The 13,280-nt window shown below is 69.7% G+C and carries 9 protein-coding genes; 4 read left to right on the top strand and 5 right to left on the bottom strand.

Annotated elements, in window-relative coordinates:
- Window positions 1-73: 73 nt before the first annotated feature.
- Window positions 74-3,601 (bottom strand): DNA polymerase III subunit alpha, encoded by a 3,528-nt coding sequence (gene dnaE, locus AC3EO4_RS02235; RefSeq protein ID WP_431893326.1) that lies wholly within the window; start codon window positions 3,599-3,601, stop codon window positions 74-76.
- Window positions 3,602-3,785: 184 nt separating this feature from the next.
- Here dnaE and AC3EO4_RS02230 point away from each other — a divergent pair, with 184 nt between their 5' ends.
- Window positions 3,786-5,153 carry an amino acid permease gene (locus AC3EO4_RS02230; protein WP_379579232.1) on the top strand — a complete coding sequence of 456 codons (1,368 nt, stop codon included), beginning with the start codon at window positions 3,786-3,788 and terminating at the stop codon, window positions 5,151-5,153.
- Here the strand turns inward: AC3EO4_RS02230 and AC3EO4_RS02225 are convergent.
- Window positions 5,116-5,940, bottom strand: a complete 825-nt coding sequence (locus AC3EO4_RS02225) for a chorismate mutase (RefSeq protein WP_431893322.1) — start codon at window positions 5,938-5,940, stop codon at window positions 5,116-5,118. The genes AC3EO4_RS02230 and AC3EO4_RS02225 overlap by 38 nt on opposite strands.
- 200 nt (window positions 5,941-6,140) lie before the next feature.
- Here AC3EO4_RS02225 and AC3EO4_RS02220 point away from each other — a divergent pair, with 200 nt between their 5' ends.
- From AC3EO4_RS02220 to AC3EO4_RS02210, 3 genes are read left to right on the top strand one after another with little or no spacing between them, the layout of a single operon-like run.
- On the top strand, window positions 6,141-8,042 hold the full coding sequence (locus AC3EO4_RS02220; RefSeq protein WP_431893319.1) for a serine/threonine-protein kinase: 1,902 nt from the start codon (window positions 6,141-6,143) through the stop codon (window positions 8,040-8,042).
- A 9-nt stretch (window positions 8,043-8,051) separates the two neighbouring features.
- Window positions 8,052-9,596 (top strand): serine/threonine-protein kinase, encoded by a 1,545-nt coding sequence (locus AC3EO4_RS02215; RefSeq protein ID WP_379579238.1) that lies wholly within the window; start codon window positions 8,052-8,054, stop codon window positions 9,594-9,596.
- Window positions 9,597-9,627: 31 nt separating this feature from the next.
- Window positions 9,628-11,055 (top strand): serine/threonine-protein kinase, encoded by a 1,428-nt coding sequence (locus AC3EO4_RS02210; protein WP_431893316.1) that lies wholly within the window; start codon window positions 9,628-9,630, stop codon window positions 11,053-11,055.
- On the opposite strand, the gene AC3EO4_RS02205 is transcribed toward AC3EO4_RS02210, so the two are convergent.
- From AC3EO4_RS02205 to AC3EO4_RS02195, 3 genes are read right to left on the bottom strand one after another with little or no spacing between them, the layout of a single operon-like run.
- Window positions 11,052-11,981, bottom strand: a complete 930-nt coding sequence (locus AC3EO4_RS02205; RefSeq protein WP_379579242.1) for an RluA family pseudouridine synthase — start codon at window positions 11,979-11,981, stop codon at window positions 11,052-11,054. The two genes, AC3EO4_RS02210 and AC3EO4_RS02205, sit on opposite strands and share 4 nt — an antisense overlap.
- On the bottom strand, window positions 11,974-12,561 hold the full coding sequence (lspA, locus tag AC3EO4_RS02200) for a signal peptidase II (protein WP_431893669.1): 588 nt from the start codon (window positions 12,559-12,561) through the stop codon (window positions 11,974-11,976). The genes AC3EO4_RS02205 and lspA overlap by 8 nt, the downstream gene beginning before the upstream one ends.
- On the bottom strand, window positions 12,534-12,923 hold the full coding sequence (locus tag AC3EO4_RS02195) for a TraR/DksA family transcriptional regulator (protein ID WP_379579246.1): 390 nt from the start codon (window positions 12,921-12,923) through the stop codon (window positions 12,534-12,536). Before AC3EO4_RS02195 ends, lspA begins: the two co-directional genes overlap by 28 nt.
- Window positions 12,924-13,280 lie beyond the last annotated feature (357 nt).

The following is a 13,280-nucleotide window of genomic DNA, read 5'->3' as shown; positions in this document are numbered from 1 at the left end:
CACGACCCGGGGACGGGAACGGACGGCACCCGCCGGCCCGGGCGGATGACCCCGCGACCAGGGCGGCCGGGCGTCAGCCGCCCAGACAGGCGGGGCCGAGCAGTTGCTTGAGGTCGCCCATGAGGGCAGGGGACTGGGTCACCCGCAGGCGGTCCTCCACCCGCATGACTGTGGTCTTGGGGCCGTTGTGCACCTGGAGGTGGACCTCCGAGGTGCCGGGGTGGGTGGTGAGGATCTCCTTCAGCCTGCCCACCACCGGCGGCGTGCACCGGCTCAGCGGCAGGCTGACCAGGAGCGGGCCGCCCGCCTCCTGCGTGAGGTCGGGCGCCGTCACCTCCATTGCGATGATCTTGGCGACGTCCTCGCGCTTGTCGATGCGGCCCTTGACGAAGACGATCGCGTCCTCGGCCAGGATCGTCGAGCACAGCTGGTACGACGAGGGGAAGATCATCACCTCGATCGCGCCTTCGAGGTCCTCCAGCTGGGTCAGCACCCAGGTGTCACCCTTCTTGGTGACCTTGCGCTGCACGCCCGACAGGATGCCGCCGACCGTCACGACCTGGCCGTCGGCACGGCTCTCGTCCTGCAGGGCCGCGATCGAGCAGTCGGCGCCCGAGGCCAGGATGTGCTCCACGCCGAACAGCGGGTGGTCGGAGACGTACAGGCCGAGCATCTCCCGCTCGAACTGCAGCAGGGTGTTCTTGTCCCACTCGCCGACCGGGATCTGCACGTCGAAGGTCTGGTCCTCGCCGCCTTCGACCGCCCCGAACAGGGAGTCCTGGCCGATGGCCTCGTTCTTCTTGATGTCGATGATCGCGTCGACGGACTGCTCGTGCACCATGACCAGGCCCTTGCGGACGTGGCCGAGGGAGTCGAAGGCGCCCGCCTTGATCAGTGACTCGATCACCCGCTTGTTGCAGACGATCGCGGGCACCTTGCGCAGGAAGTCCTTGAAGTCGCCGTAGCGGCCCTTCTCCTTGCGCGCGGACAGGATGCCGTCAACGACGTTGCCGCCGACGTTGCGGATGGCCGACAGGCCGAAGCGGATGTCGGTGCCGCGGGGGGTGAAGTCGAAGTCGGAGTCGTTGACGTCGGGCGGGAAGACCTTGATGCCCATGCGCCTGCACTCGTTGAGGTAGAGGGCCGACTTGTCCTTGTCGTCCTTGACCGAGGTGAGCAGCGCGGCCATGTAGGCGGCCGGGTAGTTGGCCTTGAGGTAGGCGGTCCAGTACGCGACGAGGCCGTAACCGGCGGTGTGGGCCTTGTTGAAGGCGTAGTCGGAGAACGGCAGCAGGATGTCCCACAGGGACTTGATGGCAGCGGCGGAGAAGCCGTTGTCCTTCATGCCCTTCTCGAAGAACTCGTACTGCTTGTCCAGCTCGGACTTCTTCTTCTTGCCCATGGCGCGACGCAGCAGGTCGGCGCCGCCGAGGGAGTAGCCGGCGACCCGCTGGGCGATGGCCATGACCTGCTCCTGATAGACGATCAGGCCATGGGTCGTGTCGAGGATGTCCTTGAGCGGCTCTTCCAGCTCGGGGTGGATCGGGGTGATCTCCTGCTGGCCGTTCTTGCGCAACGCGTAGTTGGTGTGCGAGTTGGCGCCCATCGGGCCGGGGCGGTAGAGCGCGAGGGCGGCGGAGATGTCCTCGAAGTTGTCGGGACGCATGAGACGCATCAGCGAGCGCATGCCGCCGCCGTCGAGCTGGAAGATGCCGAGCGTGTCACCGCGGGCCAGCAGTTCGTAGGTCTTCGCGTCGTCGAGCGGCAGGTCGAGCAGTTCGATCTGCTCACCGGTGGTGAGCTCGATGGCCTTGAGACAGTCGTCGATGATCGTGAGGTTGCGCAGGCCCAGGAAGTCCATCTTCAGCAGGCCGAGCGTCTCGCAGGTCGGGTAGTCGAACTGCGTGATGATCGCGCCGTCGGAGTCGCGGCGCATGATCGGGATGTAGTCGGTGAGCACCTCGGAGGACATGATGACGCCGGCGGCGTGCACGCCGGTCTGCCTGATCAGGCCCTCCAGGCCCCTGCCCAGGTCCATCGTCGACTTGACGTCGACGTCCTCGTCGTAGAGCCTGCGCAGCTCACCCGCCTCCTGGAAGCGGGGGTGGTCCTTGTCGAAGATTCCCGACAGGGGGATGTCCTTGCCCATCACCGCGGGCGGGAACGCCTTGGACACCCTGTCGCCCAGGGCGTAGGGGTAGCCGAGGACGCGGCCCGCGTCCTTGATGGCGGCCTTCGCCTTGATGGTGCCGAAGGTGGCGATCATGGCGACCTTGTCGGCGCCCCACTTCTCGGTGACGTAACGGATCACGTCGGCACGCCTGCGCTCGTCGAAGTCGATGTCGACGTCGGGCATGGACACGCGCTCGGGGTTGAGGAAGCGCTCGAAGATCAGCCCGTGCGGGATGGGATCGAGGTCGGTGATGCCGAGCGCGTAGGCGACCAGCGAACCGGCGGCCGAACCACGGCCAGGGCCCACTCTGATGCCGTTGTTCTTGGCCCACATGATGAAGTCGGCGACCACGAGGAAGTAGCTCGGGAAGCCCATCTGGATGATGACGCCGAGCTCGTTCTCCGCCCACGCGCGGTGCTCCTCGTCGACCCCCGCGGGGAAACGCCGCTCCAGGCCCTTCCACACCTCCTGGCGGAAGTAGGCCTCCTCGGTCATGCCGTCGGGGATGGGGAAGGTCGGCATGAGGTTCTTGTGCGTGAAGAACCCCGTCGGGTCGACCTTCTCGGCCACCAGCAGCGTGTTGCGGCAGCCCTCGGCCCACAGGTCGGAGGAGTCGACGGCGCGCATCTCGTCGGCCGACTTGATGTAGTAGCCGGAGCCGTCGAAGCGGAAGCGGTCGGGATCGGACAGCTGCTTGCCGGTCTGGATGCACAGCAACGCGTCGTGGGAGGCGGAGTCGGACTCGTAGGTGTAGTGCGAGTCGTTGGTGACCAGCGGGGGGATGGCCAGTTCCTTGCTGATCCTGGTCAGCCCGTCGCGGACCCTGCGCTCGATGTCGAGCCCGTGGTCCATGATCTCCAGGAAGTAGTTGTCCTTGCCGAAGATGTCCTGGAACTTCGCCGCCGCCTTGACGGCCTCGTCGTACTGGCCCAGGCGCAGCCTGGTCTGCACCTCGCCTGAGGGGCAGCCGGTGGTGGCCATGAGGCCGTCGGCGTGCTCGGCGAGGATGTCGGCGTCCATGCGCGCCCACTTGCGCACGAAGCCCTCGGTGTAGGCGCGCGAGGACAGGCGCATCAGGTTGTGCAGGCCCGTCTTGTTGCGCGCCCAGATCGTCATGTGGGTGTAGTAGCCACCCGCGGAGACGTCGTCCTTCTTCTGGTGCGGCTCGCCCCACAGCACGGGCTTCTTGTTCTGCCGCATCTCGGGGGCGACGTAGGCCTCGATGCCGATGATGGGCTTGATCTCGGCGGCGGTCGCCTGCTTGTAGAAGTCGTAGGCGCCGTGCATGTTGCCGTGGTCGGTGATGGCGATGGCGGGCATGCCGAGCTCGCCGACCTGTTTGAACATCTGCTTGAGGCGGGCGGCCCCGTCCAGCATGGAGTACTCGGTATGCACGTGCAGGTGTACAAACGAGTCGCTGGACGACATGGAGCGGCGCCTCCTCGATCGAGACCGGATGTGCAGGCTTCGAGCCTAGTGGTCCGCACCGACTTTTCCGGCCGCCGTCGCCACCCTTTGACGAGGTGTACGGCCTCGGCTACAGACTGCACGGCGCGCCCTCGAACCGCCCTCCGGCCTGCACATATATCGTTTCCGTGACGAAGGAGACACGGTGTGCGCGCAGCTTGAAGAGGGGTACTCCCACGCCCTCGGCAACCGCCAGGTCCAGATGATCGCGATCGGCGGCGCCATCGGCGTGGGGCTCTTCCTCGGCGCGGGCGGACGCCTGGCCGCGGCGGGCCCCGCTCTGGTGCTGTCATACGCGGTCGCGGGCCTGGCCGCCTTCTTCGTCATGCGCGCTCTCGGCGAACTGGTGCTCTACCGGCCGACCTCGGGCTCCTTCGTGGAGTACGCGGGCGAGTTCGTCGGCCCGTGGGCCGCGTTCACCAGCGGCTGGATGTACTGGATCAACTGGGCGTTCACCGGCATCGCCGAGCTGACCGCCATCGCCACCTATGTCAACTACTGGGCGCCCGGCTTCCCCCAGTGGCTCACCGCGCTGATCGCGCTGGTCTTCGTGCTGGTCGTCAACCTGCTGTCGGTGCGGGTCTTCGGCGAGCTGGAGTTCTGGTTCGCGCTGCTGAAGGTGCTGGCCATCTGCGCGTTCCTGGTCGTCGGCCTGTTCCTGGTGATAACCGGCGCGAACGTGGGCGGCACGCAGGCGGGTGTGGCCAACCTCACCGCGCACGAGGGGTTCTTTCCCAACGGCTTCCCGGTCGTGCTCATGAGCCTGCAGGCGGTGGTCTTCGCCTACGCCTCGATCGAGCTGGTCGGCATCGCCGCGGGCGAGACCAGGAACCCCGAGCGGGTGATGCCGAAGGCGATCAACGGCGTCGTGTGGCGCATCGCCGTCTTCTACGTGGGCTCGATCGTCCTGCTGGCGATGGTGCTGCCCTGGACGCTCTACAGCGCCGACGAGTCACCGTTCGTGACGGTCTTCGCGAAGCTGGGCGCGCCATGGGCGGCCGACGCGATGAACCTCATCGTGATCACCGCCGCCACGTCCTCCTGCAACTCGGGCCTGTACTCCACGGGGCGCATCCTGCGGGCGATGGCGCTCAAGGGCGAGGCGCCGTACTTCACCGGCAACCTCAGCTCCCGCCACGTGCCCTATGGCGGGATCCTGATGACCGCGGCGGTGTTCCTGGGGGGCGTGGGGCTGTTCTACTTCGTGCCACAGCGCGCCTTCGACATCGCCACCGCGGTCGCCTCGCTCGGCGTGATCACCACGTGGGGCACCCTGGTGTACTGCCAGCTGCTGCTGCGGCGCACCGGGCACCGCTCGAGCTTCGCGATGCCGGGCACGCCGTACACCAACTGGTTCACGCTGGGCTTCCTCGCGCTGGTGGTGGTGCTGATGGCCTTCGCCGACGAGGACCAGCGGGTCGCCTTCTTCCTCATCCCCGTGCTCGCGGTGGCCATCGCCGCCGGCTGGAAGGTGGTCAGCTCTCCTCGGAGAGGTGAAGGCCCGCTTCGATGACCGCGTTCATGATCGGCGTGAGGCGCTTCACACCGAGCCTGGGAGCGCGTTCGGCCATCCTGGCCACGAGCTGACGCTCCCGCTCCATGTCGCGGCCCGCGAAACCACCGACGGGCTTGAGCGACTGGACGACGCCCGCCAGCTCCGCCCGCCGTTCGAGCAGGGTGGCGAGGGCGGCGTCCACCCTGTCGATGGCGGCCCTGGCCGCGGGCAGCGTCGCGGGTGTGTCGTGGCCGGCCAGGGCGCTGAAGAGCGTGACGGCCTCGCGCACCTGCGCGACCTCCTCCTCATCGGCCGACGGCGACAGCAGCAGGCCGTCCGCGCCCGCCACGATGGCGGCGCCCGCCAGGGACGGGTCGGCGGAGACGTCGGCCAGCACGGGCCGTCCCGAGCGCGCCTTGGCCGCGCGCAGCAGCGACAGGTCGAGGGCCAGGTGCCCCGTGTGCGTGCGGGTGCCGCTCTCGCACAGAACCACCTGGTCGTTGCCCTCGGCCACGCAGTAGTCGGCGATGGCGAGCCATTCCTCAAGGGTGGCCGCATGGCCGCGCTGCACGAGCACGGGCAGCCCGAGCCTGGCCACCGCGCGCACCAGCTGGAAGTCCTGCATCCACGCCGCCCCCACCACCACGCCCGCCGCGCGCTCGGCTATGGCGGGCAGGTCGTCGGCCGAGAAGGGCTCGACGAACAGGGGTCCGCCGAGCACGTCTTCGGCCCGCACCCGTCCGTGGTGCGGGCGCAGGCTGATCCATCTGGTGATGAGAGGACGCGTTTCGAGGGTGGAAGACATCTCGATCCCAACGCTCAAGCCGGTCCGAGCGGAGCCGGCGTTCTCCAGGAAAGAAAAAGGGCGAAGACCTCGGGGTCTTCGCCTGTCGCCGGCTCCAGGTGGTCGCTACCGCATGACCGGCCCTCCGGGAGCCGGCTCGATAAACGTGTAGCGAGGAGTCATGGATCTAAGACTACACGGGTCGCTGCTACCCGATCCCTATGGGAGTATTTCTAGGCTTAGAAGGGGGTTTGAGGCCGTTGATGTCGGATGGACAGCAGCACGCCGGACGCCGCGTCGCCGGTCGGTACCACCTGAAGGAGCCAATCGGACGAGGTGGCATGGGCATCGTCTGGCGTGCCCATGACGAGCTGCTCGACCGCGAGGTCGCGGTCAAGGAGGTCCGGTACGCGGCCGTGCTCGGCGACGAGGTGCAGCTGCTCAACCGCCGTACCATGCGCGAGGCGCGCGCGGCGGCGAGGTTCACCCATCCGAACGTGATCGTCGTCCACGACGTGATCGAGGAGGACGACCGGCCGTGGATCGTCATGCAGCTGGTCCCCTCCCGCTCGCTGGGGCAGGTGATCAAGACCGAGGGACCGCTGCCGCCCAGGAAGGTGGCCGAGATCGGCCTGGCCGTCCTGGAGGCGCTCAAGGGCGCGCACGACGCGGGCGTGCTGCACCGTGACGTCAAGCCGGAGAACGTGCTGCTGGCCGAGGACGGCAGGGTCGTGCTGACCGACTTCGGCATCGCCACGCTGGAGACCGAGACCGCGCTGACCATGACGGGCCTGGCGGGTACGCCGGCCTTCATCGCGCCCGAGCGGCTCAAGGGCCTGCCCGCGCGCCGCGAGTCGGACCTGTGGTCGCTGGGCGCCACGCTCTACACCGCGGTCGAGGGCAAGGCGCCGCACGAGCGCGGCATGGCGATGGCGACCATGATGGCCGTGCTCAACGACGACGCCGCGCCCGCGACCAAGGCGGGGCCGCTCAAGCCCGTCCTGGACGGTCTGCTGGCCAAGGAGCCCGTCCAGCGGCTGACCGTCGACGAGACCGCCAGGATGCTGCGCAGGATCATCGGGCAGGCCCAGAACGAGACGGTCAGGGTCGAGCGCCCGCCCGTCGTCGTCGATGTGAACGTGGACGACACGCCCACCGACCCCAGCCTGCCCGCGATCGCGCCGCCTCCCTCGGTCAGGCCCGCCGCCAGGAAGCCGTCCGTCCCCAAGCCCAGGCCTGGCACGGCGAAGCCGGCCGCGTCCGCCGCGCCCAAGCGGCAGGCCGCGCCGCCCGAGCCCGTGCCCGAGGTCGCCGCGCCCGCGCAGCCCACCGCGGCCATGCCGCCCGCGGTGGGCGAGGCGCCCTCCGAACTCTTCGAGACGGGCATGCGCCTGCCCGAGACGCCCACGGCGGCGTCGGCGGACAAGCCCGCCGTACGGCGTGCGCTCCCCTTCGTCGCCGTCGCCATCGCGATCCTCGTGGTGGGCGGCGTCGCAGGACTGCTCGGCCTGCGCTCGGCGGGGAACGAGGACCCGCGCACCTCGAACGAACCCACGGAGAAGGTGACCACCACGGTCACCGCCACGGCGACCGCGACGACCGCCGCCGCCCAGCCCTCGGCCTCGGCCACCCCTTCGGCGACCCCCTCGGCCTCCTCCTCGGACCCCGCGGCCGCGCTGCCCGAGGGCTGGCGGATGTACAAGGACAAGGAGATGGGCTTCTCCGTCGGCCTGCCCCCGAAGTGGGAGGAGTACCAGCGCAAGGGCAACCAGGTCTACTTCCGCGGCCCCGGCGCCTCGTCCAACTCCTACCTGATGATCGAGGAGGCCTCGAACCCGGGCGACGACCCCTACGGCGACTGGAAGAAGCAGGAGCCGAGCGCCAAGCACGGCTTCGGCGGCTACAGGCTGCTCGACATCAAGAAGGTCGACTACATGAAGGCCGCCGCCGACTGGGAGTTCATCTGGAACACCAACACGGGAGAGACCAGGGTGCGCAACCGCGGCTTCGTCACCGACAACGGCCGCGGCTACGCGCTCTACTGGCACACGCTCAACGAGAACTGGAAGCGTGACCTGCGCTTCTTCGACACATTCGCGGCGACTTTCAAACCCGCCAAGTAGGCTTCGCTGGTGCGCGTCGGCAACAGGTACCGCTTGATCGAGTCCATCGGCGAGGGCGGCATGGGCATCGTCTGGCGCGCCCACGACGACCTGCTCGACCGGACGGTGGCGATCAAGGAGGTCCGCTACACCGGCATCGGCGAGCAGAAGCGCGCCCAGCTCAACCAGCGCACCATCAGGGAGGCACGGGCGGCGGGCAGGCTCGACCATCCGAACGTGATCGTCATCCACGACGTCATCGAGGAGGACGGCCGCCCCTGGATCGTGATGCAGCTCGTGCGCTCGCGGTCGCTGGCGGAGACGATCAGGCAGCGGGGTCCGCTGCCCGTCCCCGAGGTGGCCAGGATCGGCGGTGCGGTGCTGGGTGCGCTGCTGGCCGCGCACGCGGCGGGCGTGCTGCACCGCGACGTGAAGCCGGAGAACGTGCTGCTGGCCGAGGACGGCAGGGTCGTGCTGACCGACTTCGGCATCGCCGCCGTGGACGCGGAGGCGGGCCTCACCGCGACGGGCAACCTGGTGGGCACGCCCGCCTACATGCCGCCCGAGCGGCTCAACGGCCTGCCCGCCACGCCGGCCTCCGACCTGTGGTCGCTGGGCGCGACGCTGCACACGGCCGTTGAGGGCGGCGCGCCGTACCAGAGGGACTCATGGGCGGCGACGGTGGCGGCGGTGCTGCGTGACTCGCCCGAGCCGCCGCGCCTGGCGGGGCCTCTGGCCCCGGTGATCACGGGACTGCTCCAGCGGGACCCCGCGACGCGGATGGGCGCGCAGGAGGTCATGGCCAGGCTCGCGGCGCTGGAGTCCGCAGGGCATGCCGTGGCCGAGGCCCGGCCCCGCCCTCAGGGACCCGACGCTCCCGCGACGCTGGAGCGGCCGGTGAAGCGGCGCTCCCCGCTGCTCTGGGCCGTCCCCAGCATCCTGCTGGCCGCCGGACTCGCAGGCGGCGGCGTCTGGCTGGCGATGCGGCCGGCCCCCTCCGACACCGCGCCGCCCACGTCCGCCCCCACCACCGCTCATGGAACGACGACGGCGAGCGGGAGCGCGACCCCCACGAAGAGCGCGCCGCCCACCACGGCTCCGACGCCCGGCGGGACGGCGAGCTCGGGCGAGTGGCGGCTGCTCACCAGCAGGCTGGGGCGCTTCTCCGTCTCCGTGCCGCAGGGATGGAGCGCGAAGAAGATCGCCGATCGCGACAGCGTCATCGTCACGGGGCCGGGCGCGCCGGGCGCGCTGATCATCGAATGGACCGAGGCAGAGGACCCGGTGAAGGATCCCGTCGAGGCCTGGCGGCGTCTGGAGAAGGAGATCCAGGCCAAGGGCGAGTTCACGGACTACAAGCGGGTGGGCATCCGCCCCCTCACCTACCTCGGGATGCCGGCCGCCGACTGGGAGTTCACCAGGAGGAAGGGCGAGGAGATCATTCACGTGGTCAACCGCGGCTTCCGGCTGGCCGACGGCAGGCCGTACGCCGTCTACTGGGAGACGCCCGAAGCCTCGTGGCGGGAGGGCCTGCCGTACTTCGACAGGTTCGTGGAGACTTTCCAGCCCACGTGAGCTCCGGCGATTCCGGGGTAGTCCGTCCTTCATGTCCGAATCTTCGGCGATCATCGGCGGGCGCTACCGGCTTATCAAGACCATCGGGCGCGGTGGGATGGGCACGGTGTGGCACGCCCATGACGAGGTGCTCGGCCGGGACGTCGCCATCAAGGAGGTGGTGCCGCCTCCCGACCTGACGGGGCCCGAGCGCGAGGTCTTCACCGTGCGCACCCTGCGGGAGGCCAGGGCCGCCGGCAGGGTCGCCCACCCGGGCGTGGCGACCGTCTATGACGTGGTCGAGGAGTCGGGCCATCCGTGGATCGTGATGGAGCTGGTCCGTTCCAGGACGCTGGGCGCCATGGTGCGCGAGGTCGGGCCGCTCGAACCCGCCAGGGCGGCCGCCATCGGGCTGGAGCTCCTGGCCGCGCTGCGGGCCGCGCACGCCGCGGGCGTGCTGCACCGTGACGTCAAGCCGGACAACGTGCTGCTGGCCGAGGACGGCAGGGCCGTGCTGACGGACTTCGGCATCGCCACCACGGACGGCGACGCCCCCGTGACCAGGACCGGCGTCCTCCTCGGCACCCCCGCCTACATCGCGCCCGAGCGAGCCGCGGGAGGCGTCGCCGAGCCCGCCTCCGACCTGTGGTCGCTCGGGGTCACGCTCTACACGGCCGTGGAGGGGCACTCGCCCTTCCAGCGCGGTCATCCGCTGGCCACCATGGCGGCGGTCATGCACGAGGAACCGCTGCCGATGTCGGCGGCCGGGCCGCTGGCGCCCGTCATCTGCGGGCTGCTGCGCAAAGACCCGGGACGGCGCATGAGCCTGGACGAGGCCGAGCGGCGGATGCGCATGATCGTGCTGGGCATCGCGCCCGAGTCGACCGCGCCGGTCCCGATCGGCGGCGCTCCGCCCCTGCCTGCCGTACGGCGGGCCGCGGGGCGCGCGGGCGGCCGGGAGCGGCGGGCCCGGCTGGTCGCGCTCGCCGTGGCGGCGCTCGCGGTGGCGCTGGTCACCGGCGGGATGGCTTGGATGTCGAGCCGCGACCCTGGGCCCGAGAGCCGGCAGCCGGCCTCCGTGCCCCTGGTGGTCAGCACCCCGTCGGCCACCTCAGCGCCGCCGCCGTCGCCCGAGCTGACGCGCGAGGGCACAGGGCAGGGCAGGAGCACGGGCACCTACGACGGGCGCCCGGATGGCTCCCCTGCCACGGGCGACTCGGCACCGAACGAGAAGCGCTCCCAGCGGCCCTCCCCCGACAGCCCTTCTCCCACCAAGCCGAAGGAGAAGACGTCACCGCCGGCCACCGACACAGGGAAGCCGTCCGACGAGCCAGGACAGGTGGATCCGGACGACGGCCAGGGACAGGGCCAGGGACAGGGCCAGCGGCGGACCCGGGAGGACCAGGATCAGCAGGACCTTGGCCGGCAGGACCCGGGCCAGGAGGCCCAGGGCGAGGCCGAGATCGAGGGCTGGTCCTAGGACTCCGCCCGCACGGTGTCGAGCGCCTTCTGCAGGTCGTCGGGATAGTCGCTGCTGAAGGACATCCAGTCGCCGCTCGACGGGTGCTCGAAGCCGAGCGCGACCGCGTGCAGCCACTGCCTGGTCATCCCGAGCCTGGCCGCCAGCGTGGGGTCGGCGCCGTACATCATGTCGCCGACGCACGGGTGGCGCAGGGCCGCCATGTGGACGCGGATCTGGTGCGTCCGGCCCGTCTCCAGCTTGATGTCGAGCAGCGACGCCGCCCTGAACGCCTCGACGGTGTCGTAGTGGGTCACCGAGGGTTTGCCGCCCGCCACCACCGCGAACCTGCCGTCACCCGACGGGTGCCGGTCGATGGGCGCGTCGACCGTGCCCCTGAACGGGTCGGGGTGGCCCTGGACCAGAGCGTGGTAGCGCTTGTCGACCGTGCGCTCCTTGAAGGCGCGCTTCAGCACGGAGTAGGCGTGCTCGCTCTTGGCCACGACCATCGCGCCCGTGGTGTTGGCGTCCAGGCGGTGCACGATGCCCTGCCGTTCGGCCGCGCCGCTGGTGGCCACCGTGTGGCCGGTGCCGAGCAGGCCCCCGATCACCGTCGGCCCCGTCCACCCCACGGTGGGGTGGGCCGCGACGCCGATCGGCTTGTTGACCACGACGATGTCGTCGTCCTCGTAGATGATCGTCATGCCGGGGACGGGTTCGGCCACGGGCATGGGCGTGGTGGGCGGCGGCGGAAGCGTGACGTCGAGCCACGCGCCGGCGTGCACCCGATCGGACTTGGCGGCCTCGGAGCCGTCGACCAGGACGTCGCCCGAGCCGATCAGCTCGGCCGCGCGCGTGCGGGAGAAGCCGAACAGCCTCGACAGGGCCGCGTCGAGCCTCTCCCCCTCAAGTCCGTCGGGGACGGGCAGACTACGCTGTTCAGCCATTCTTGGCGGACACCTCCCTGGTGCCGTCGATCTGGTAGCCGCGCCAGGCCAGGAACACCGCGACGATGCCGCCGCACACGATCATCGAGTCGGCGACGTTCCACACGGGGAAGTGCCCGGGGAAGGTCTCGATGAAGTCGACCACGTGACCCTGCAGCTGACCCGAGGCGGGACGGCCGAAGCCGGCGGGGTAGCGCAGCAGCCGGTCGGTGAGGTTGCCGAGCGCGCCGCCGAGCAGCATGCCCAGCGTGATCGCCCAGGGCAGGCTGCGCAGCTTGCGCGCCGTGCGCAGGATCGCGACCACCACGCCCGTGGCCACCAGGGTGAAGACGAAGGTCATCCCCGTGCCGATGCTGAAGGCGGCGCCCGAGTTGAAGATGACCCGGAACTGCAGCAGGCCCGGGATCACCACCAGCGGCGGCTCGCCTTCCAACGTCCGCAGCACCAGCGTCTTGGTGAGCAGATCGAGCCCGTAGATCACGACCGCGATCAGCGCGAGAAGGCCGATCAGGCGTCGCCCGACCGGCCTCGCACCTACCTCGCCGCCAGCGCTCAGCGGCGCTCCTCCCGCTGCTTGCATGTCACGCACAGCGTCGCCCTCGGGAACGCCTGCAGCCGCTCCTTGCCGATCGGCTTGTGGCACGATTCGCACACTCCATAGGTCCCTGCGTCGATCCTGGCGATCGCACGTTCGTTCTGCGCGACCAGGTCGCGTGTGTTCAGGGTAAGGGCGATCTCGCGTTCGCGCTCATAGGTCTTGGCCCCTGCGTCGGCCTGGTCGTCGCCGGCGCCCTGCGTGACATCTCCAGACGCGATCTCGGACTCGTGCCGCAGGATGTCCGCCTCCAGCTCGGCGATCTCCTGTACGAGCGCGTCGCGCACCTCGGCCAGCTCCTCTGCCGACCACATCGAAGGGGTCGTGGTCTGCGTGACTGCCGCCATGGCTGCCTCCATGCTGATCAAGGCTCAAACGGTGCGGGCAGCTTAGGCCGTGGATAACGACTCGGCAAACGACCCGCCGTACGTATTACCCCTCCCGTACTATCCCGCCTCGACCAATCAACTCCTCACCATAAGCATCCATTCCCGGTTCTTTGTCGCCATTTGCTGCGATGGCTGGCGGGAAGCAGGCAGCCTCCACTCTGCGTTATGGTTTTAGCCTGCAAGGCGTTGACGGAGCCCTGTGACGGACATCACAGGGAGATCACTCCCGAGCCGCCGGAAGAACGGCTCGCCTGAGCTCACTAGACCCGGCCGCAGACCAAATGAAGTGGGTCCCTCCGGGGGTCAAGAGGGGTG

The sequence above is a fragment of the Nonomuraea sp. bgisy101 genome (assembly GCF_057708945.1).
The sequence above is the reverse complement of the archived record's forward strand: the minus strand, read 5'-3'. Positions and strand labels throughout refer to the sequence as shown.

Bases quoted from the DNA above. Each gene is read 5' to 3' on its own strand.
- dnaE (WP_431893326.1), bottom strand. From the start codon at position 3,601: ATGTCGTCCAGCGACTCGTTTGTACACCTGCACGTGCATACCGAGTAC.
- AC3EO4_RS02225 (WP_431893322.1), bottom strand. From the start codon at position 5,940: ATGTCTTCCACCCTCGAAACGCGTCCTCTCATCACCAGATGGATCAGC.
- AC3EO4_RS02220 (WP_431893319.1), top strand. From the start codon at position 6,141: ATGGGAGTATTTCTAGGCTTAGAAGGGGGTTTGAGGCCGTTGATGTCG.
- AC3EO4_RS02210 (WP_431893316.1), top strand. From the start codon at position 9,628: ATGTCCGAATCTTCGGCGATCATCGGCGGGCGCTACCGGCTTATCAAG.
- AC3EO4_RS02205 (WP_379579242.1), bottom strand. From the start codon at position 11,981: ATGGCTGAACAGCGTAGTCTGCCCGTCCCCGACGGACTTGAGGGGGAG.
- lspA (WP_431893669.1), bottom strand. From the start codon at position 12,561: ATGCAAGCAGCGGGAGGAGCGCCGCTGAGCGCTGGCGGCGAGGTAGGT.
- AC3EO4_RS02195 (WP_379579246.1), bottom strand. From the start codon at position 12,923: ATGGCGGCAGTCACGCAGACCACGACCCCTTCGATGTGGTCGGCAGAG.